Here is an 18,351-nt window from a genome sequence, read left to right as displayed (position 1 = left end):
TTCGAGGCTGTGCTCCGCACACAACCCGAATGCCGTTCGATTGGACGCCTGCCCCGTCTTGCCGCGCGCCCGTAGACGCCCCCGCGGGGCCCGTGCTGGGGTGCCTGCCACACGACTTGCAGGAGGCGCGCATGGCGAACGGGACCCTCGAGGTCCGTGATCTGTCGGTGAGCTACGGCCGGGCCGTCCGGGCCCTGCGCGGGGTATCGCTGGAGGTTCCCGCGGGCTCGGTCACGGCCGTGCTCGGCGCGAACGGGGCGGGCAAGACGACGCTGCTCCGGGCGATCTCGGGCACGCTCCCGTTCCACCGCGGCGCGGTGGAGTCGGGCGGCGTCCGGTTGGGCGACCGCACACTCTCCGGGCTCCGTCCCGCGGCCGTGGTGGCCGCCGGGGTGGTGCAGGTCCCGGAGGGGCGGCGGGTGTTCGGGCGGCTCACGGTCGAGGAGAACCTGCGGGCCGGCGCCCTCGGCGCCCGCGACCGGTCGGGGACGGCGAAGTCCCGGGCGCGCGTGCTGGAGCTCTTCCCCATCCTGGCCGAGCGGGCCGGGCAGCGGGCGGGCCTGCTGTCGGGCGGCGAGCAGCAGATGCTCGCGATCGGCCGGGCGCTGATGGCGCGCCCGTCCGTCCTGCTGCTGGACGAGCCGACCCTCGGCCTCGCGCCGCTGATGGCCGAGCGGATCGCGGAGACGATCACCGAGATCAACCGGCAGGGCACCGCGATCCTGCTGATCGAGCAGAACGCGGCCCTCGCGCTGGAGCTGTCGTCGACCGCGCACGTGCTCGAGGTCGGCGCGGTGACGCTGCACGGGCCGTCCGCCGAGCTGGCGGCGAGCGACGAGGTGCGGCGCCGCTACCTGGGCGTCGCCGACGACGACGCGGCCGCGGACGCCGCGGAGGCCGAGCGGACGGCCGGCTCCGCCCCGACGCTCGAGAGGTGGGCGGGATGAGCGAGCTGACGGTCACCGGCCTCACGGTCCGGTTCGCGGGGCTGACGGCGCTGGACGGCGTCGCGTTCACGGTCGCGCCCGGCAGCGTGCACGCGATCATCGGGCCGAACGGCGCCGGGAAGTCCACCTGCTTCAACGTCCTGTCCGGCGTCTACAAGGCGACGGAGGGCAGCGTCCGGTTCGACGGGACGGAGCTGACCGCGCTGCGCCCGGACAAGATCGCCGCGCTGGGCGTGGCGCGGACGTTCCAGAACATCGCGCTGTCGCGGAACCTCACGGTCGAGAACAACCTCATGCTCGGGCGGCACCGCCTCACCAAGGCGGGGTTCGTCGCGGCGGGGCTGCGGCTGCCGCACGCCCGCCGCGAGGACGCCCGGCACCGGGCGCGGGTCCGCGACATCGCCCGGTTCGTGGGCGTCGAGGAGTACCTCGCGGCGCCCGTCGCGGGGCTGTCGTACGGCGTGCAGAAGCGGCTCGAACTGGCCCGCGCCCTCGCGCTGGAACCCCGCCTGCTGCTGCTGGACGAACCGGTCGCCGGGATGAACGGCGCCGAGCGGGTCCGGATGGCCGAGGTGATCCGCCGCGCCCGCGCCGACCTCGGCGTCTCGATCCTGCTGGTGGAGCACGACATGGGGATGGTCATGCGGCTCGCCGACCAGGTGACCGTCCTGAACTTCGGCAAGCGCATCGCGAGCGGCCCGCCGGACGAGGTACAGCGCGATCCCGCGGTGATCCGGGCGTACCTCGGCGGCGCACACACAGAGACCGGCACGCAGACCGGTCCCCCGACCGGCGCACAGACCGGCACCGAGACCGGCGCACCGCCCGGCTCGCAGGCCGGCACGGAAGAGGAGAAGGCTTGAGCACCTTCATCGAGCTGGTGATCAACGGGCTCTCGATGGGGGCGGTGTACGCGCTGATCGCCCTCGGCTTCGTGATCATCTTCAAGGCCACCGAGGTGGTGAACTTCGCGCACGCCTCGCTGCTGCTCGTCGGCGGCTTCATCACGGCGAAGCTGCACGAGCACATCGGCTTCTGGCTCGCGCTCGGCGCGGGCATCGCGGGCGCCGCGCTGATCGGCGCGCTCGTCGAGGTGCTGGTGCTGCGGCGGGCGCGCGCCGAGAACCACGCGGTGCTGGCCATCGTCACCATCGGCGTCGACATCGTGCTGACGACCGAGCTGACGCGGCAGATCGGCACCGAGGTGCTGTCGATGGGCGACCCGTGGAAGAACCAGGTCGTCACGATCGGCGGCGTCAGCATCGCGCAGACCCGCATCGCGGCGCTGCTCGTCGCGGCGCTGCTGATCACGGCGTTCCTGGTGGCGTTCCGCTACACGTCGTGGGGCGTGGCGATGCGCGCCGCCGCCGAGGACGGCGAGACGGCCGCGCTCATGGGCATCCGGCTGACCCGGGTGTCGCTGACCGCGTGGGCCATCGCCGGAGGGCTGGCGGCGGTCGCCGCGCTCTTCCTCACCGTGTTCCCCACCCCCGGACTGGATCGCAGTACCTCGTTCGCCGCGATGAAGGCGTTCCCGGCGGCGATCCTCGGCGGCCTGGACTCCACGACCGGGGCGCTGGCGGGCGGGCTGATCATCGGGCTCACCGAGTCGCTCGTCACCGGCTACCAGGGCGACCTGACGTTCCTCGGCCGCGGGATCGGCGAGGTCGCCCCGTTCGTGGTGATGATCGCGATCCTGCTGATCCGGCCCGCCGGGCTGTTCGGCACGAGGGAGCTGACCCGTGTCTGAGCGCGCGTCCCGCCGTGTCGGCGGCCCCCTGCTCGCGACGGTCGCCGCGACGGCCGTCCTGCTCGCCGTCCCGTTCTACGTGGACGCGTTCTGGCTGCAGACCGGCCTGTTCGCGATGTCCGCGGCGATCGGCGCGATCGGCCTGAACCTGCTGACCGGCGCGACCGGGCAGCTGTCCCTCGGGCACGCGTTCTTCCTGGCGGTGGGCGCGTACGGGTACGTGTACCTGGCGTCGGACTCCGACTCCGGCCACGAGCTGAGCGGGCTCGGGCTGCCGACGCCGCTGGCGTTCGTCGGCGCGATCCTGCTCGCCGGCATCGCGGGCGGCCTGTTCAGCCCGATCTCCGGGCGGCTGCGCGGCACCTACCTCGGCATCGCGTCGCTCGCGCTGATCTTCATCGGGCAGCACGTGCTGTTCAACGCCGAGAGCGTCACCGGCGGGTTCAACGGCCGGGACGTCCCGCCGATGGAGATCTTCGGGTTCACGTTCGCCGACAGCCCCGAGTTCGTCCTGTTCAACGTGCCGCTGGGCGCGCTGGAGCGGCTGTGGTTCCTCGGGGTCGCGCTGCTGATCCCGGCGATCTGGATCGCCCGGGGCATCCTGCGGGGCCGTCCGGGACGGGCGATGAACACGATCCGCGACCACGAGGTGGCGGCGTCGGTCATGGGCGTCCCGGTGGCCCGCTACCGCAGCGGCGTGTTCGTCCTGTCGTCGATGTACGCGGGGGCGGCGGGCGCGCTGCTGGCGCTGGCGTTCCGCCGCACCGTCCCCGAGTACTTCGGCATGTTCCTGTCCCTGGACTACCTGGCGATGATCGTCATCGGCGGACTCGGGTCCGCGGCCGGGGCGGTGGCGGGAGCGGTGTTCGTCTCCGTGCTCCCGCAGCTCCTCACCCGCTTCGGCAACGATCTCCCCCTGGTCGCGGAGCCGGGCTCGGAGGGGGTCTCCCCCGCCGAGGCCGCCCGCATCCTGTACGGCGCCGCCGTCGTCGCCGTCGTCCTGTTCCTGCCCGGCGGACTGCTCGGGCTCTGGGCGCGGCTGCGTCTCGCCGCGGCCCGGCGCCGGTCCGCCCGATCCCTGCACCGACTCGACAAACAAGAGGAGCAACCGGCATGAAGCGTAAGGTGCGCATCGCGGCGGCGGCGGCCCTGGCCGTCGTCCTGCCGCTGGGCGTGACGGCCTGCAGCGACAAGGCGACGGGCGGCTCGGGCGGCACCGACGCCGACGGCGTCAAGGTCGGCACCGGGGTCACCGACGACGTCATCAAGATCGGCGTCGAGACCGACCTGACCGGCGTGTACGCGCCGCTCGGCAAGAGCCTCACGCAGGCGCAGCAGATGTACGTCGAGGAGATCAACAAGGCCGGCGGCGTCTGCGGCCGGAACCTGGAGCTGGTCGTCCGCGACCACGGCTACGACGTGCAGAAGGCCGTCTCCGCCTACAGCGAGCTGCAGGGCGAGGTCATCGGCATGCCGCAGTTCATCGGCTCGCCGATGGTGACGGCGCTCAAGCAGCGCATCGAGACCGACAAGATGTTCATCCTCCCCAACGCCTGGTCGACGACGCTGCTCGGCAGCAAGTACATCCAGGTCACCGGCACCACCTACGACGTCGACATGATCAACGGCGTCTCCTGGCTGGTGGAGGAGGGGATGATCAAGAAGGGCGACAAGGTCGGCCACGTGTACTTCGAGGGCGACTACGGCGAGAGCGCGCTGAACGGCTCCAAGGCCGCGGCCGAGAAGTACGGCCTCGAGCTGGTCGAGCAGAAGATCAAAGCGACCGCGACCGACATGACGGCGCAGGCGTCCGCCCTGGAGAGCGCGGACGTGAAGGCGATCCTGATGAGCGCGGGCCCGCGCCAGTCGGCGTCGCTCGCCGGGATCGTCCGCAGCCGCGGCGTGACCGCCCCGATCGTCGCCAGCAACTCCGGGTTCTCCCCGCAGCTGCTGGAGACCGAGGCCGCGCCCGCGCTGCTCAAGGGCTTCTACCTCACCAGCGCCGGCGCGCCGATCGGCTCCGACCTGCCGGCGGTCAAGAAGCTCGCGGACGCGTACGGCAAGAAGTACCCGGGGCAGCCGCTCGACAACGCGGTCGTCAACGGCTACACCAACGCGGTGATCTTCGTGGACGCGCTGAAGGAGGCGTGCGAGGCCAAGGACCTCACCCGCGACGGCGTCATCAACGCCCACCGGGCCCGCAAGTCCTACGACACCGGCTACGGCACCCCGATGGACTTCTCCACGTGGACCGAGCCCGCCACCCGCAAGACCTACATCCTGCGGGCGGACAAGGAGGCCCTCGGCGGCCTGGTCGTCGAGCGGGAGGCCGCGGCGTCCGAGACCGCGACCGCCTACAAGGTCCCGGTCGGCAAGTGACCCGCTGACCGATCGACCTGCCGACCGATCGACCCGGCCCGCCCGGCCGGTCCGCTCCCCCGCGCGCCCGGCGCCCGCCCTCCCCGGCGGACGCCGGGCGCACGCGCGTCCGGGACCCGTTCAGAGTCCGGCGGCGAGGCGGGCCGCGATGCGGTCGAGGGCGGCGAGGTCCTCGGGCGGCAGGTCGTGCAGGGCGGGCGGCGGGGTGTCGAGGATGCGCTCGGCCTCCGCCGCCGCGGCGCGCCCGGCGGCGGTGGCCGTGACGAGCTTGGAGCGCCGGTCGCCGGGGTTGACGGTCCGCTCGGCGAGGCCGCGGCCGACGAGGTCGTCCACCACGAGGGTCGCGTAGGGGCGGTCGGTGACCAGGTCGTGGGCGAGGTCGCGCAGCGTCATCGGGACGGGCGCGGCGGCGATGCGGCACAGCGCCTTCACCCGGAAGAAGCTCATCCCGAGCGCCTCGGTGGCCTCGCGGCGGCGGTCGCCGCGCTCCAGGATCGCGAGCCGCAGGTTGCGCCAGGCGCGGGCGGCGGGATCGGTCCCGGGAGCGGACGCCGGGACGGGCGCGGCGCCGCGGCCCCGGGGGCGCTCGGTCTCGGTCATCGGATGCTCGCTCCGGTGCTGGCCCCGGTCACGGGGCGTTCGGCGGGGTCGAACAGGTCGGCGACGCGCGCCGCGCTGCGGACGGCCCGGCGACCGGTGGTGACCGTCCCGAGCAGCAGCACGGCGGCGGAGCAGCCGACCACCACCCAGTATGCCGGGCGGGCCGCCGCCGCGAAGGCGGGCGCGGCGGACGTCCCGGTGGTTCCGACGGCGAGCACGGCGCCGATGACCGCGACGCCGAGCGCGCTGCCGATCTGCCGGCTGGTGGAGGTGACGGCGGCGGCGACGCCGGCCTGCGCGCGAGGCATCCCGGACACCGCGGTGTTGGTGATCGGCGCGTTGACCATGCCGAACCCGATGCCGAACAGCACGTACGCGGTGAACAGCGCGGCGTCGTGCGCCTGGGCGTCGGCGACGGCGAACAGCAGGGCGCTCGCGAGCATCGTCGCGCCGGCGATCTGCAGCGGGAGCCGCGGGCCCCGGGCTGCGACGATCCGCCCGGACAGCGCGGCGCACACGGCCGTCGTCGCCGCCATCGGCAGCAGGTAGAGCCCGGCGTGCAGCGCGGACAGGCCGCGGACGTTCTGCAGGTAGATCGTGTTGATGAACAGGAACCCGGCGAAGCCGGCGAAACCGGTGATCGCGATCAGCGTCGCGCCGGAGAACGGGACACTGCGGAAGAACCGCAGGTCGATCAGCGGTTCGGGGACGCGGCGGGCGTTCCAGCCGAACGTGCCGAGCGCCGCGACGGCCGCGGCGGCGGCGCCGAGCACGGCGGGGTGCGTCCAGCCGAGCCCCGCCCCCTCGATGATCGCGAACGTCGTCCCGCCGAGCAGCAGGATCATCATGCCCTGCCCGACCGGGTCCGGACGGCGGGGCCGCTCGGCGCGCGACTCGGGGACGAACAGGGCGGTGAGCACGAGCGCGGCCAGCGCGATCGGCACGTTCAGCCAGAAGATCGCGCGCCAGCCGACGGAGTCGACCAGCAGCCCGCCGACGAGCGGCCCGAGCGCCATGCCGAGGCCGACGACGGCGCCCCACACGCCGATGGCGCGGGCCCGCTCGCGCGGTTCGGTGAACACGTTCGTGATGATCGACATCGCGACGGGGTTGAGCATGGACCCGCCGACCGCCTGGACGACGCGGGCGGCGACGAGCCAGCCGAGGGACGGCGCGAGGCTGCACAGCACCGAGCCGAGCGCGAACACGGCGAGGCCCGTCTGGAACGTCCGGCGGCGGCCGAGCCGGTCGGCGGTCGCGCCGGACATGATCAGCAGCGAGGCGAGCACGATCAGGTAGGCGTCGATCGTCCACTGCAGCCCGGACAGCGAGGTGTCGAACTCGCGCTGCAGCGTGGGGAGCGCGACGTTGAGGATGGTGTTGTCCAGGCTGACGATCAGGAGGCTCATCGAGCAGATCGCCAGGACCAGCAGTTTCCGCCGCGGACCGAGTTCGGTCACGACCCTCCGATCGTTGTACGCCTACAATCGTTTTAAGCGTACAACGATCTCGGGGACGCCCCGGGCGGCGCATGGGCCCGGGGCCGGGGCGGTCAGCTCAGCGCGGGGGTGCGGGCGCGGGCGGCCGGGACGACCAGCGGCGTGCCCGTCTCAGGGCAGTCGATCACCCGGCACGGCAGCCCGAACACCTTCTCGACGAGGTCGGCGGTGACGACGTCGGCGGGCTCGCCCTCCGCGACGATCCGCCCGTCCCGCATCGCGATCATGTGGGTGGCGTACCGCGAGGCGTGGTTCAGGTCGTGCAGGACGGCCACGACCGTGCGGCCCTCCTCGTGCAGGCGCGCGCACAGGTCGAGGATCTCGATCTGGTGGGCGATGTCCAGGTAGGTGGTGGGCTCGTCCAGCAGCAGCAGGGGCGTCTGCTGGGCCAGCGCCATCGCGATCCACACGCGCTGCCGCTGCCCGCCGGACAGCTCGTCCACGCTGCGGTCCGCCAGCGTCTCGACGCCCGTCGCGGCCATCGACTCGCCGACGACCCGCTCGTCCTCCTTCGACCACTGCCGCAGCAGGCCCTGGTGCGGGTACCGGCCGCGCGCGACGAGGTCGGCGACCGAGATGCCCTCGGGCGCGATCGACGACTGGGGCAGCAGCCCGAGCGTCCGCGCGAGCTTCTTCGCCGGCCAGCCCGCGATCGGCTCGCCGTCCAGCACGACCGACCCGGCGGACGGCTTGAGGATGCGGGCGAGCGCGCGCAGCAGCGTCGACTTGCCGCACGCGTTCGGCCCGACGATCACCGTGAACGAGCCGTCCGGGACGACGACGTCGAGCTCCCGCGTGATGGTGCGCTTGTCGTAGGCGAGCGTGAGGCCGCTCGCGGACAGCCGCGCGTCCCCGCCGGGACGAGGCTCGTTCTTCATCGTCAAATCCGTCCCCTCTTGCGTTCGGCCACCAGGAGCCAGACCAGATATCCGCCGCCGAGCAGCCCGGTCACGACGCCGACCGGGAGCTGCCGTCCCGGGAAGGCGTTCTGCGCGATCCAGTCGGCGGCCACCAGCAGCGCCGCGCCCATGCACATCGCGGGCAGCAGCCCGGGGCCGGTCGCCCGGGTCAGCCGCCGGGCGAGCTGCGGCGCGGTCAGCGCGACGAACGCGACCGGGCCGGCCGCCGCGGCGGCGAACGAGGTCAGCAGCACCGCGGCGCCCAGCATGATCAGCCGGGCGCGCTCGATCGGGACGCCGAGCCCGTGCGCGGCGTCGTCCCCCATCTCCAGCATCCGCAGCGCGCGGCCGCAGCCGACCACGACCAGCGGCCCGAGCACGGCCAGCGCGACCAGGACGGGCGCGACGTCGGCCCAGTCTCGGCCGTCCAGGCTGCCGGTCAGCCACAGCACCGCCCGGGCCGCCTCGGTGATGTGCGCCTGGGTGAGCAGGTAGCCGTTGACGCCGGTGAGGATCGCGGCGGTCCCGATGCCGACGAGGATGAGCCGCTGCCCGTGCGCGCCGTTCCGCCCGGCCACCGCGTAGATCAGCAGGCCGGTCGCGACGCCGCCCGCGGCGGCGCCCGCCGCGACCGCCACGCCGCCGCCCCCGGCCAGCACGATCATCACCAGGACGCCGGTGGACGCGCCCGAGGTGAAGCCGAGGATGTCGGGGCTGCCGAGCGGGTTGCGGGTGAGCGACTGGAAGATCGCGCCACCGAGCCCGAGCGCCGCGCCGACGGCGAGACCGGTCGCCACCCGCGGCAGCCGGATCTCGTTGACGATCAGCGACTCGGCCGGCCCGCCCCGCCCGAGCAGCGTGCGGATCACCTCGGCGGGCGTCATCGGGAAGTCGCCGGTGCCGATGAGCAGCACCCCGACGGCGAGCGCGACGACCGTGCAGCCGCCCGCGACGGCGAGGGCGCGCGGCTGGTACCGGAGCGAGACCCCGGCGGGCGTGCGCAGCACGGCCGTGCGCGCGGTGCGGGCCGTCACGCGGCCTCCTTTCCGGACCGCCGGCGCGGGCGGCGGACGAAGTAGAGGAACACCGGCCCGCCCACGACGGCCATGACGACGCCCACCTGCAGTTCCGAGGGCCGCACCACGAGCCGTCCGAGCACGTCCGCGGCGAGCATCAGCGCCGGGGACAGCACCGCGCAGTACGGCAGCAGCCAGCGCAGGTCGGGGCCGGTGAGGGCGCGGACGAAGTGCGGCACCATCAGCCCCACGAAGACGATCGGGCCGCACGCCGCCGTGGCCGCGCCGCACAGCAGCGTCACCGTGACGATCGCGGCGGCGCGGGCGCGCGCGGGCCGTGCGCCCAGCGCGCGCGCCGCGTCCTCACCCATCGCGAGGGCGTTCAGCGGACGGGCCAGGAGCAGCGCCATGACGAGTCCGACGGCGACGAACGGGGCGACCCGCACGACGGTGTAGTCCTGCGCGGCGGCGAGGGACCCGACCGTCCAGAAGCGCATGCGGTCCAGGGACGCGGTGTCGAGGAGCTGGACGGCGTTGACGTAGGAGAACAGGGCCGCGTTCAGCGCGGACCCGGCGAGCGCGAGCCGCGCCGGGGTGGCGCCGCGCCCGCCGCCGACCGCGTAGAGCAGGACGGCGACGACGCCGGCGCCCGCGAACGAGAACCACACGAAGCCGGTGAACGAGGTGACGCCGAGGAACGAGATGGCCGAGACGACCGCGGCGGCGGCGCCCGCGTTGATGCCGAGGATGCCGGGGTCGGCGAGCGGGTTGCGGGTGAGCGCCTGCATCACCGCGCCGGCGAGCCCGAGGGCCGTCCCGGCGAGCAGCCCGAGCAGCGTGCGCGGCAGGCGCATCTCGTGGACGACCGTGTAGGCGTCCGACGCCGGGTCGATGAGACCGTTCCACGCCTCGCCGAGCGACAGGGGTTTCGCGCCGACCGCGAGGCTCAGCAGCGCGATCACCAGGAGCAGCGCCGCCGCGCCCGCCAGCCCGGCGGCGCGCGCGGATCCGCGCGGTCCCCTCGGCGGGACGTCCACCGGCACGGCCGGCGGGGACTGCGTCAACGTCACGGGCGGTCTCCGGGGAGGGCGGGACGCCGCGCGGGCCCCACGCTATGGACAACGGCTTAGGTTAGGTTAACCTAAGCCACCGTCGGGGGCGCAATACGACCATCTTATTTGATTGAGAGATAAGTCCGAAATGTCTGGTTTTTCTGCTCGTCCGTTCACCCGCCGCGGTTTCCTCGGCGCGAGCGGCGCCGCGGCGCTCGGCGCCTTCCTGGCGGCCTGCGGCGGTGACGGCGGCGGAAGCGTGTCCTCCGGTGGCGGCGCCTGGTCCTTCACCGACGACCGCGGTGAGAAGGTCGACCTGAAGGCGCGGCCCACCCGCGTGGTCGGCTACGTCGGGACGGCGGCCGCCCTCTACGACTTCGGCGTCGACGAGCAGCTCGTCGGGGTGTTCGGCCCCACCAAGCTCCAGGACGGCTCCCCCGACCCGCAGGCCGGCGAGCTCCCGGTGGACCGCCTGGAGATCATCGGCAACGCGTTCGGCGAGTTCAACATCGAGAAGTACGCCGCGCTCCGTCCCGAACTGCTCGTCGACAACATGTTCGTCGACGGCGAGCTGTTCTACGTCCCGGTCGAGAGCGCCGACAAGATCTACGCGCTGGCCCCGAGCGTCGCGATCTCCACCGGCGCGGTCTCGCTGACCAAGCCGCTGCAGCGCATGGCCGAGCTGGCCGGGGCGCTCGGCGCCGACCTCGGCGCCGCCAAGGTCACCGAGGCGAAGGCCCGGTTCGACAAGGCCGCCGAGTCGGTGCGCGCCGCCGTCAAGGCCAACCCGGGCGTCCGGGTGCTCGCCGCGTCCGCGAGCCCCGACCTGTTCTACGCGTCCAGCCCCGACAAGAACAGCGACCTCATCTACTTCAAGGAGCTCGGCGTCGAGCTCATCACTCCCGAAAAGCCCGGCGCGAACGGCTACTTCGAGGAGCTGAGCTGGGAGAACGCCGACCGCTACCCCGCCGACGTCATCCTGCTGGACAGCCGCACCCAGGCCCTCCAGCCGAAGGACCTCGGCGACAAGGCGTCCTGGAAGGACCTGCCCGCCGTCAAGGCCGGACAGGTCTTCCCGTGGGAGGCCGAGCCCCGCTTCTCCTACCTCGGGTGCGCCCCGATCCTCGAGAACCTGGCCAAGGCCATCGAGTCCGCCAAGAAGACCGGCTGAAAGGCTCCGTCATGACGACTCCCACTGACCCCTACGGCCTGTTCGACCTGCACGTCGTGCGCACCGAGCGGCTCGGCCCGTCCATGGTCCGCGTCACCCTCGGCGGCCCCGGACTGGACGGCTTCGTGTCCGCCGGGCGCGACCAGCGCATCAAGCTGTTCTTCCCGCACCCGCACCAGGACGCCCCCGTCATGCCGCAGAACTGGACGGCCGAGACCTGGTTCGAGGACTGGCGCGCCATGGACCCGGACGAGCGCGGCATCATGCGCTCCTACACCGTGCGGGACCAGCGCCCCGGCGAACTCGACATCGACTTCGCCCTGCACCTGGACGGCGGCGCCGGGCCCGCCGCGAACTGGGCCGCGTCCGCCGCGCCCGGCGCCCGCATCGCCGTCCTCGGCCCGACCGGCCCCGACAACGGCGGCTACGACTTCCGCCCGCCCGAGGGCGCGCCCGTCGTCATCGCCGGGGACATCACCGCGCTCCCCGCCATCGCCGGGAACCTCGCCTGGCTGCCCGCCGGGACCCCCGCGCAGGTGTTCGTCCACGTCCCGCACGACGACGACCGCCAGGACCTCCCCACCAAGGCCGACGCCGAGATCGCCTGGGTCCCCGACCTGCTCGAGGCCGTCCGCGCCGCCGACGTCCCGGACGGCGCCTACGCGTGGATCGCCGGCGAGTCGTCGGCCGTCAAGGCCCTGCGCCGCCACCTCGTGAACGAGCGCGGCGTCCACCGGCGGTCGGTCACGTTCTGCGGCTACTGGCGGCGCGGCGCCAGCGAGGAGGACCTCCTCGCCGAGGTCGTCGCCGGCGGCAGCCCGCACACCGAGGAGTGATCACGGGGCGCGGATCGCCCCGCGCCCCAGGGCCGCCACCACCGCCGCCGTCCGGTCGGACACGCCGAGCTTCGCGAACGCCCGCAGCAGATGCGTCTTCACCGTCGCCTCGCCGATGTGCAGGCGCGCGCCGATCTCGGCGTTCGTGAGCCCCTCCGCGACCAGCCCGAGGACCTCCGCCTCCCGCGCCGACAGGACGGGCGGCGGAACCTCCCGGCCGGGCCGGGCCGGGCGCGGCGCCCGGCGGCCCGCCGCGACGTCCCGCACCGCCGCCGCCAGCTCCGCGCGCGACGCGTCCTTCAGCAGGCACCCCATGGCGCCCGCCTCGATCGCGCGGCCGATCTCCCCCGGATCGTCGTACGTCGTGAGCACCAGGATCCCGCGGCCCGGCAGCCGCCGGATCGCGCTCACCCCGTCCCCCGACGGCATCCGCAGGTCCATGAGGATCACGTCCGGATCGAGCCGCGGCGCCAGCGCGACCGCCTCCTCCCCCGACGCCGCCTCCCCCGCCACCTCGATGTCCCGCTCCGCCGCGAGCATCCCCCGCAGGCCCTCCCGGACGACCGGGTGATCGTCCACGATCAGCACCCGGAGCACGGCACCTCCACCACGATCTCCGTACCGCCCGGTGCGCTCCGCACCTCGAACGTCCCGCCCGACCGCCGCACCCGGGCCCGCATGCTCCGCAGGCCGAACCCCGTCCGCACGTCCCCGGGGGCGAACCCGCACCCGTCGTCCGCGATCGTCAGCCGGACCCCCGCCCCGTACTCGAGCGCCACCCGCACGTTCCGGGCGCCCGCGTGCTTCCGCACGTTCGCGAACGACTCCTGCACCACGCGGAGGAGCGTCACCTCGACGCCGCCCAGCGGGCGCGGGTCCCCGTCCACGCGGAACCCCACCGGGAGGTCGAACTCCCGGGCGAGCCGTCCGAGCGCCTCCGGCAGCGACGTCCCGTCCAGCGCGGGCGGCGCCAGCGCCGCCACGAGCCCCCGCGTCTCGGCGAGGTTCTCCTTCGCCGTCCGCCGCGCGCTCTCCAGGTACCGGTTGCCCCCGACCTCCGCCTCGGCGGCCTGCAGCAGCATGAGGATCCCCGCGAAGCCCTGCGCGAGCGTGTCGTGGATGTCCCGCGCGAGCCGCTCCCGCTCGGCGAGCACCCCGCCTCCCGGCTCACCTCCGCCAGCTCGTCCCGGGTCCGGTCCAGCTCCGCGATCAGCCGCGCCCGTTCCCGGTTCTGCTCGCCGAGCCGTCCGACGAAGACCGCGATCAGCACACCGGACGCCAGCGCCGCGGCCATCACGACCACGCCCAGCGCGACGTCCGCGCCGGACGCCGCCAGCAGCATCACCGTCGGGCCGGAGCACAGCGCCGCCATCACCGCGAGCCCGCGGCCCGCCCGGTACAGCATGTAGGTCATCGGGGACAGAGCGGCCAGCCCCGTCGCGGCCACCGGCGCCAGCAGCGTCGCCGGGACGAACAGCGCGATCAGCGCCGCCGCGAACGCCCGGTGCCCCGGCCACCGCCCGTCCGCCCGCAGCCCCGCCCGTCCCCACCGGGCGTACACGAGCCCCAGGGCCACCAGCAGCCCAACGGCCGCCGCCCGCCGCGGCCGCGGCGCGTCCTCCACCGCCGTCAGCGCGACCGCGCCGACCAGCACCATCGCGAAATACGCTTCCCACAGGGGATACGCGCGGTGCCACACGTCTTCGGCCCGCGCCGCCTCCGGACCGGCCATGCCCATCCCGTCCACCGTTCGGTGGATACCACTGTCCCACCTCCCGGCCGAACATCAAGGGCATGAACAAGAACATCCTGCTCGCCGTGACGATCGCCTACGGTCTCGTCATCGCCCTGCTCGCGGTGCTGGACGTCGAGTCCCTCGGGGTGATCGCCGCGGTCGGCGCGATCGTCGTCGGCGGCGCGTGGGGCGTCCTCGGGATCTTCAGCGGCCGACGTCCCCAGAGCTGACCCACGACCGGACGAGCGCCGCGTCCCGGGACGGGCACGCCCCGTGCGGCCAGAACGGACTGAACCGCACCCAGGGCTCGGGCCCCTTCGACGTCACGTCCAGAACGGCCGCGCCGGAAACTCGGCCTCCAGCGACTTCGCCCCCCGCCGCCGGCTCGCCACCCAGATCGCCATCCCCCCACACTCCCACCCGCCTCCGAATACACGACGAGCCTCACGTGCCCCTCCCACGGCGAGCACAAGCGACCGCCCAGATCAGAACGGCGGCTCGTCCGCCGACGAGGAGGTGGGGAAGTTCGCGCGCCGCTCCGCCTCGCGCTTCTCGTACTCGAGCATCTCCGTGTGGGCGTCCAGCATCGAGGTGTCCTCGCCCCACGACCGCAGGCCGCGCACCGCGGCGAACCGGTAACCCCGGTCGGAGCTGACGGCGAGCTCACTGCGCAGGACGGGAGCGAGTGTCGCCCGGTGGTGGACCAACTCGGGAGCGTCCAGCAGCGGAACCGCCGCCGCGATAGCCGCCTCCCGGACGTCCGGATCACCATCGGCGAAGCAGGCGGACACCCCCGGGAACAAGGCCGGACGCAACGCGCGGACCTCCCGCACACCGGTCAGTGTGCCCCACGAGGGCACCCATCGTTTCCGGCGCGCCTCCTCGGCATCGCTCGCCAGATCGGCCACCGCCGCGAGCCAGTCCAGCAGCTTGAGGCGCAGCGGCACCCGGCCGGCCTCCCACTCGGGAGTCAGCGCGTCCCGGCTGCCGGGGTCCGCGAGGAGCGCGGCGACATACAGCGCCGCCGGGCCCGTCTGCCCGTAGATCGTCCCCTGGTGGAGAAGGTTGTCGGCGAGGTGGAAGAGGGCACCGGCGACGGCCTCCCGGTCGCCGGAGGTCAGAGCCGCCAACGCCACCGGCGTGGACGGCACCGCTCCCCAGGGATGGTCGGACCCCCGCTCGGGAAAGGCGCTGTCCAGCGCGTCCCAGTCGGTCTCCGCGAGCACCGCACGCGGATCCGGCAGCTTAACGATCGTCACCCGACGATCATCCCAACCCGGCGCACAGATGCGAGCGTCAACGCTTCAACGCGGCCACCAACGCCCGGAAGGACTGGCGCTCCAGCGTCAGGTGCCCCGCCTCCGGCGCTTTGGAGTCACGGACGCCGACGCCATCGACGAGTTGAGCCACCTCGACACAAGCACTCCCGGCCTGGGTCCCGCTGTGACTGCTCTTGCGCTACCCGGCGTCCATCACGAATCACCGTCCCACGAACGAACCGGGGCAGGTCAGCGCTTCAATTCGGCCAGCAGCGCCCGGAACACCTGGCGGTCCAACGCAAGGTGCCCAGCCTCCGGCGCCTTGGAGTCGCGTACAGCGATCTCCTCGGCGAAGCGAGCAACCTCAACACACTCGCTTCCTACCTGGGTGCCGCTATAGCTGCTCTTGCGCCACGTCGTCATCACCGAACGCCTCCATCACCTGCTTGATCAACGCTGCGGACTGATGCTCAGCAATGGCCTTGGCACTGATCCGAGCGAAGGTGATCGCAAACTCCGCGACCTCCACTGGCGACGATATAAGACGGCCACCCCCGAGGGATTCGGTGTAGACCACCTCCCCGAAGTCATCGCCGGTCACAAGCTTGAAACCGCCGTCCAACCCGGGATAGGCCCCGGTGGCGAATGTTTGCGGGATCACGTGGACGACCACATTGGGTCGGCTCGCCACGTCCAGAATGTGCGCAAGCTGTGCACGCATGATCTTTGGGCTCCCCACCGGCCAGCGCAGGGCGCTCTCACTCAGCAGCACCATGACGAACGCGGAGTCGAGAATGGTTTGGCGCCCTACCCGCTCTGCAACCGCCGGGTCCGGATCCGAGGCACCCCCGCCCAGGAATAGCGCCCTGGCATAGTCCTCGGTCTGGAGGAGGCCGGTTATCAGCGACGGCTCGAAGATCCTGATCATGCGGGCCTGCTGCTCGAAGGTCTTGTATTCGGCCAGCCACTGGGGATCATGGCCGATGCTGGCGTACCAGACCAGGAGCGAGAAGACGCCGCCTGTATTCCACTCCTTGTCCAGGAGGGCGGCGCGTTGCCCGTCGAGGCGGTCCACGCCGTTCTCGATGCGGGAAACGGTCGCCTTGCTCGTCTTGATGACGCGGCCGACGGCCTCGCCGGACAGGCCGCGCTGGTTACGGCAGAAGCGCAGGTAGAAGGCTATGAAGTCCCACATGCTGCGCTTGGGGTCGGGGGGAGGGTTGGTCGCCACGGGCGTTCTCCACACGTCTCGTGTTGTTACGAGTGCGCTCGGTACACACCCCAGCGTAAGCGCGTTGCGTGACTCTGTGTCGTGGTTCACACATTCTCCGACACGGAGGTCACGCGCATGTCAGGTACGGCTATCGCGCCGGAGGTGCCCACGTTGGTGCTGGAGGCGGACGAGCGGGCGCCGGGGGCGGCTCGGCGGTTCGTGTCCGGGGTGTTCCTGGAGCTGGGGATACCCGACGACTTCACGGGGCGGCTCGTCGTCTGCGAGCTCGTCACGAACGCGCTGCGGCACGGCGCGGGCCCGATCGTGGTCCGGGTGTTCCGGGACGAGCGGGACGGGCTCGTCGTCATCGACGTCTGGGACGCGGGGACGGGACGTCCGGTGGTGCGGCCGGAGAATCACGCCGCGACGTCGGGGCGCGGGCTGCCGCTGGTGTCCGCGCTGACGCGGGAGTGGGGCGTCCGGGAGTTGAACGGGGGCGCGAAGGCGGTCTGGGCGAAGTGCGACTGCTGACCGGTCCCGTCCGTTTCCTCGTCGTGCGTTACCTGCGGCGGGAGGCGATCGGGCGGATGCACGAGGCGTTCGACCTCGCCCGGCGGCAGGACATGACGGGGGCCGCCGACCGGTACGCGGCCTCGCGGGCGGTGTGGCTATGCGTTGAGGCCCTGTCTCCGGGGGATACGGCCGGGCAGGGCGTCGTGCAGGATGGCGCGGAAGGTGGGGCACTCGGTGTGGCGGGGCGCGGGGCAGGCGGCGGCGTGGCGCAGGGAGTCGCGCAGGACGTCGAGTTCCGCGATCTTCCGGTCGAGTTCGCCGGCCTTCGCGGCGAGCATCTCGCGGTCGATGGCGGGGCGCCCGTCCGGCCCGAACATGCGGGCGATCTCGTCCAGGGAGAAGCCCGCGGCGCGGCCGAGGGCGATGAGGGCGAGCCGCTCCAGCACGCCGGGGTCGAACTGGCGGCGCAGGCCCCGCCGTCCGGACGAGGCGATCAGACCCCGGCCTTCGTAGTACCGCAGGGTCGAGGCGGGGACGCCTGCGCGCCGCGCCACCTCGGCGATGTCCATGTCCATCTTGACCTCAAGTCGACTTCAAGTAGCAGAGTGGTGGCAACGGATCGCGAAGTCAAGGAGGCGGACGTGGCGGAAGCGGCGTCGCACTGGAACAAGAACGCCGGGCAGGCGTGGGTCGAGACCCAGGGCCTGGTGGACGAGCTGTTCAAGCCCATCGAGGAGCTGATCGTCGAGGCGGTTCCGGACGGGGGCCGGGTGCTCGACGTGGGGTGCGGGACGGGCTCGACGACCGTGGCGGTGGCGCGGCGGGCGGAGTGCACGGGGATCGACATCTCGGAGCCGATGATCGAGGCGGCGCGGGCCCGTGCCGAGCGGGCGGGGGTCGAGGCCCGGTTCGTCCGGGCCGACGCGGAAGACCACGCGTTCGAGCCGGGGTCGTTCGACACGGTGATGTCGCGCTTCGGCGTCATGTTCTTCGGCGACCCGGTGAAGGCGTTCGCGAACCTGCGGCGGGCCACGAGGGACGGGGGCGCGCTGCGGCTCGTGGTGTGGCGCGGCGCGGAGGAGAACCCGTACATGACGACGGCCGAGCGCGCGGCGGCGCCGCTGGTGCCGAACATCCCCGAGCGGCGGCCGGACGCGCCCGGGCAGTTCGCGTTCGCCGACGCCGACAAGGTCCGCGGCATTCTGGAGGACGGCGGCTGGGGCGACGTCGACATCCGGCCGGTCGACGTGGAGTGCGTCATGCCCGAGAAGGAGCTCGTCACCTACATCACGCGGTTCGGGCCGCTGGGCCTGGTGATGCACGAGGTGGACGAGGCGGCGCGCGAGGAGGTCGTCGAGACGGTGCGGGCCGCGTTCGACCCGTACGTGCACGGCGACGAGGTGCGGTTCACCGCGGCCCTCTGGACGATCGCCGCCCGGGCCTCCTGAGACGTGCGACGCCCCGTCCGGACGCGCCGGGCGG

General features: G+C 73.1%; 23 protein-coding genes and 1 pseudogene. 11 read left to right on the top strand and 13 right to left on the bottom strand.

The window, feature by feature from the left end:
• Nucleotides 1-131 precede the first annotated feature (131 nt).
• From AB0L25_RS16145 to AB0L25_RS16125, 5 genes are read left to right on the top strand one after another with little or no spacing between them, the layout of a single operon-like run.
• Nucleotides 132-947 carry an ABC transporter ATP-binding protein gene (locus AB0L25_RS16145; protein WP_500172652.1) on the top strand — a complete coding sequence of 272 codons (816 nt, stop codon included), beginning with the start codon at nucleotides 132-134 and terminating at the stop codon, nucleotides 945-947.
• Nucleotides 944-1,810: an ABC transporter ATP-binding protein gene (locus tag AB0L25_RS16140; protein ID WP_500172650.1), complete on the top strand. Its 867-nt coding sequence runs from the start codon at nucleotides 944-946 to the stop codon at nucleotides 1,808-1,810. Before AB0L25_RS16145 ends, AB0L25_RS16140 begins: the two co-directional genes overlap by 4 nt.
• A complete protein-coding gene (locus AB0L25_RS16135; RefSeq protein ID WP_500172648.1) occupies nucleotides 1,807-2,697 on the top strand; it encodes a branched-chain amino acid ABC transporter permease in 891 nt (296 codons plus the stop codon). The genes AB0L25_RS16140 and AB0L25_RS16135 overlap by 4 nt, the downstream gene beginning before the upstream one ends.
• Nucleotides 2,690-3,814, top strand: a complete 1,125-nt coding sequence (locus AB0L25_RS16130) for a branched-chain amino acid ABC transporter permease (protein ID WP_500172646.1) — start codon at nucleotides 2,690-2,692, stop codon at nucleotides 3,812-3,814. Before AB0L25_RS16135 ends, AB0L25_RS16130 begins: the two co-directional genes overlap by 8 nt.
• Complete coding sequence (locus AB0L25_RS16125) at nucleotides 3,811-5,076, top strand: ABC transporter substrate-binding protein (protein WP_500172644.1); 1,266 nt, start codon at nucleotides 3,811-3,813, stop codon at nucleotides 5,074-5,076. Before AB0L25_RS16130 ends, AB0L25_RS16125 begins: the two co-directional genes overlap by 4 nt.
• A gap of 120 nt (nucleotides 5,077-5,196) precedes the next feature.
• Here the strand turns inward: AB0L25_RS16125 and AB0L25_RS16120 are convergent, their stop codons facing one another.
• The 5 genes from AB0L25_RS16120 to AB0L25_RS16100 form a co-directional block, all read right to left on the bottom strand.
• Nucleotides 5,197-5,676 (bottom strand): MarR family winged helix-turn-helix transcriptional regulator, encoded by a 480-nt coding sequence (locus AB0L25_RS16120; RefSeq protein ID WP_500172641.1) that lies wholly within the window; start codon nucleotides 5,674-5,676, stop codon nucleotides 5,197-5,199.
• A complete protein-coding gene (locus AB0L25_RS16115; protein WP_500172639.1) occupies nucleotides 5,673-7,136 on the bottom strand; it encodes an MFS transporter in 1,464 nt (487 codons plus the stop codon). Before AB0L25_RS16115 ends, AB0L25_RS16120 begins: the two co-directional genes overlap by 4 nt.
• A 92-nt stretch (nucleotides 7,137-7,228) precedes the next feature.
• Entirely contained in the window at nucleotides 7,229-8,053 is an 825-nt protein-coding gene (locus AB0L25_RS16110) for an ABC transporter ATP-binding protein (protein WP_500172637.1), read from the bottom strand.
• A gap of 2 nt (nucleotides 8,054-8,055) precedes the next feature.
• Nucleotides 8,056-9,108, bottom strand: coding sequence for a FecCD family ABC transporter permease (locus AB0L25_RS16105; RefSeq protein WP_500172635.1), 1,053 nt, complete (start codon nucleotides 9,106-9,108; stop codon nucleotides 8,056-8,058).
• Nucleotides 9,105-10,160 (bottom strand): FecCD family ABC transporter permease, encoded by a 1,056-nt coding sequence (locus AB0L25_RS16100; RefSeq protein WP_500172633.1) that lies wholly within the window; start codon nucleotides 10,158-10,160, stop codon nucleotides 9,105-9,107. The genes AB0L25_RS16105 and AB0L25_RS16100 overlap by 4 nt, the downstream gene beginning before the upstream one ends.
• A 130-nt stretch (nucleotides 10,161-10,290) precedes the next feature.
• Between AB0L25_RS16100 and AB0L25_RS16095 the strand changes: the two genes are divergently transcribed.
• Together AB0L25_RS16095 and AB0L25_RS16090 are read left to right on the top strand one after the other, a co-directional pair.
• Nucleotides 10,291-11,313 (top strand): ABC transporter substrate-binding protein, encoded by a 1,023-nt coding sequence (locus AB0L25_RS16095; protein WP_500172631.1) that lies wholly within the window; start codon nucleotides 10,291-10,293, stop codon nucleotides 11,311-11,313.
• 11 nt (nucleotides 11,314-11,324) lie between these two features.
• Complete coding sequence (locus AB0L25_RS16090) at nucleotides 11,325-12,149, top strand: siderophore-interacting protein (protein ID WP_500172629.1); 825 nt, start codon at nucleotides 11,325-11,327, stop codon at nucleotides 12,147-12,149.
• Here the strand turns inward: AB0L25_RS16090 and AB0L25_RS16085 are convergent, their stop codons facing one another.
• Nucleotides 12,150-12,746 (bottom strand): response regulator transcription factor, encoded by a 597-nt coding sequence (locus tag AB0L25_RS16085; protein WP_500172627.1) that lies wholly within the window; start codon nucleotides 12,744-12,746, stop codon nucleotides 12,150-12,152.
• Nucleotides 12,731-13,303 carry a sensor histidine kinase gene (locus AB0L25_RS16080; RefSeq protein ID WP_500172625.1) on the bottom strand — a complete coding sequence of 191 codons (573 nt, stop codon included), beginning with the start codon at nucleotides 13,301-13,303 and terminating at the stop codon, nucleotides 12,731-12,733. The genes AB0L25_RS16085 and AB0L25_RS16080 overlap by 16 nt, the downstream gene beginning before the upstream one ends.
• Here AB0L25_RS16080 and AB0L25_RS16075 point away from each other — a divergent pair.
• Nucleotides 13,265-13,558 carry a hypothetical protein gene (locus AB0L25_RS16075; RefSeq protein ID WP_500172623.1) on the top strand — a complete coding sequence of 98 codons (294 nt, stop codon included), beginning with the start codon at nucleotides 13,265-13,267 and terminating at the stop codon, nucleotides 13,556-13,558. The genes AB0L25_RS16080 and AB0L25_RS16075 overlap by 39 nt on opposite strands.
• Before the next feature lie 385 nt (nucleotides 13,559-13,943).
• Nucleotides 13,944-14,114: a hypothetical protein gene (locus AB0L25_RS16070; RefSeq protein ID WP_500172621.1), complete on the top strand. Its 171-nt coding sequence runs from the start codon at nucleotides 13,944-13,946 to the stop codon at nucleotides 14,112-14,114.
• Here the strand turns inward: AB0L25_RS16070 and AB0L25_RS16065 are convergent.
• The 5 genes and pseudogenes from AB0L25_RS16065 to AB0L25_RS16045 all read right to left on the bottom strand — a co-directional run bounded on the left by AB0L25_RS16065 (nucleotide 14,089) and on the right by AB0L25_RS16045 (nucleotide 16,374).
• Nucleotides 14,089-14,211 carry a DUF6939 family protein gene (locus AB0L25_RS16065; protein ID WP_500172619.1) on the bottom strand — a complete coding sequence of 41 codons (123 nt, stop codon included), beginning with the start codon at nucleotides 14,209-14,211 and terminating at the stop codon, nucleotides 14,089-14,091. The genes AB0L25_RS16070 and AB0L25_RS16065 overlap by 26 nt on opposite strands.
• 158 nt (nucleotides 14,212-14,369) lie before the next feature.
• Nucleotides 14,370-15,143, bottom strand: coding sequence for a hypothetical protein (locus AB0L25_RS16060; protein WP_500172617.1), 774 nt, complete (start codon nucleotides 15,141-15,143; stop codon nucleotides 14,370-14,372).
• Between the two features lie 37 nt (nucleotides 15,144-15,180).
• Nucleotides 15,181-15,330: pseudogene (locus AB0L25_RS16055) on the bottom strand (DUF397 domain-containing protein); the annotation flags it as partial.
• Nucleotides 15,331-15,392: 62 nt separating this feature from the next.
• Nucleotides 15,393-15,566 carry a DUF397 domain-containing protein gene (locus AB0L25_RS16050; RefSeq protein WP_500172615.1) on the bottom strand — a complete coding sequence of 58 codons (174 nt, stop codon included), beginning with the start codon at nucleotides 15,564-15,566 and terminating at the stop codon, nucleotides 15,393-15,395.
• Entirely contained in the window at nucleotides 15,538-16,374 is an 837-nt protein-coding gene (locus AB0L25_RS16045) for a Scr1 family TA system antitoxin-like transcriptional regulator (protein ID WP_500172613.1), read from the bottom strand. Before AB0L25_RS16045 ends, AB0L25_RS16050 begins: the two co-directional genes overlap by 29 nt.
• 117 nt (nucleotides 16,375-16,491) lie before the next feature.
• Between AB0L25_RS16045 and AB0L25_RS16040 the strand changes: the two genes are divergently transcribed.
• Entirely contained in the window at nucleotides 16,492-16,887 is a 396-nt protein-coding gene (locus AB0L25_RS16040; RefSeq protein ID WP_500172611.1) for an ATP-binding protein, read from the top strand.
• A 137-nt stretch (nucleotides 16,888-17,024) separates the two neighbouring features.
• Here the strand turns inward: AB0L25_RS16040 and AB0L25_RS16035 are convergent, their stop codons facing one another.
• Nucleotides 17,025-17,444, bottom strand: a complete 420-nt coding sequence (locus AB0L25_RS16035) for a helix-turn-helix domain-containing protein (RefSeq protein WP_500172609.1) — start codon at nucleotides 17,442-17,444, stop codon at nucleotides 17,025-17,027.
• Between the two features lie 66 nt (nucleotides 17,445-17,510).
• On the opposite strand from AB0L25_RS16035, the gene AB0L25_RS16030 reads away from it, so the two are divergent.
• A complete protein-coding gene (locus AB0L25_RS16030) occupies nucleotides 17,511-18,317 on the top strand; it encodes a class I SAM-dependent methyltransferase (protein ID WP_500172607.1) in 807 nt (268 codons plus the stop codon).
• Nucleotides 18,318-18,351 lie beyond the last annotated feature (34 nt).

Origin of the sequence: Spirillospora sp. NPDC052242 (genome assembly GCF_040679555.1) — a bacterium.
In the GTDB taxonomy this organism is placed as follows: Bacteria; Actinomycetota; Actinomycetes; order Streptosporangiales; family Streptosporangiaceae; genus Spirillospora.
The sequence above is the reverse complement of the archived record's forward strand: the minus strand, read 5'-3'. Positions and strand labels throughout refer to the sequence as shown.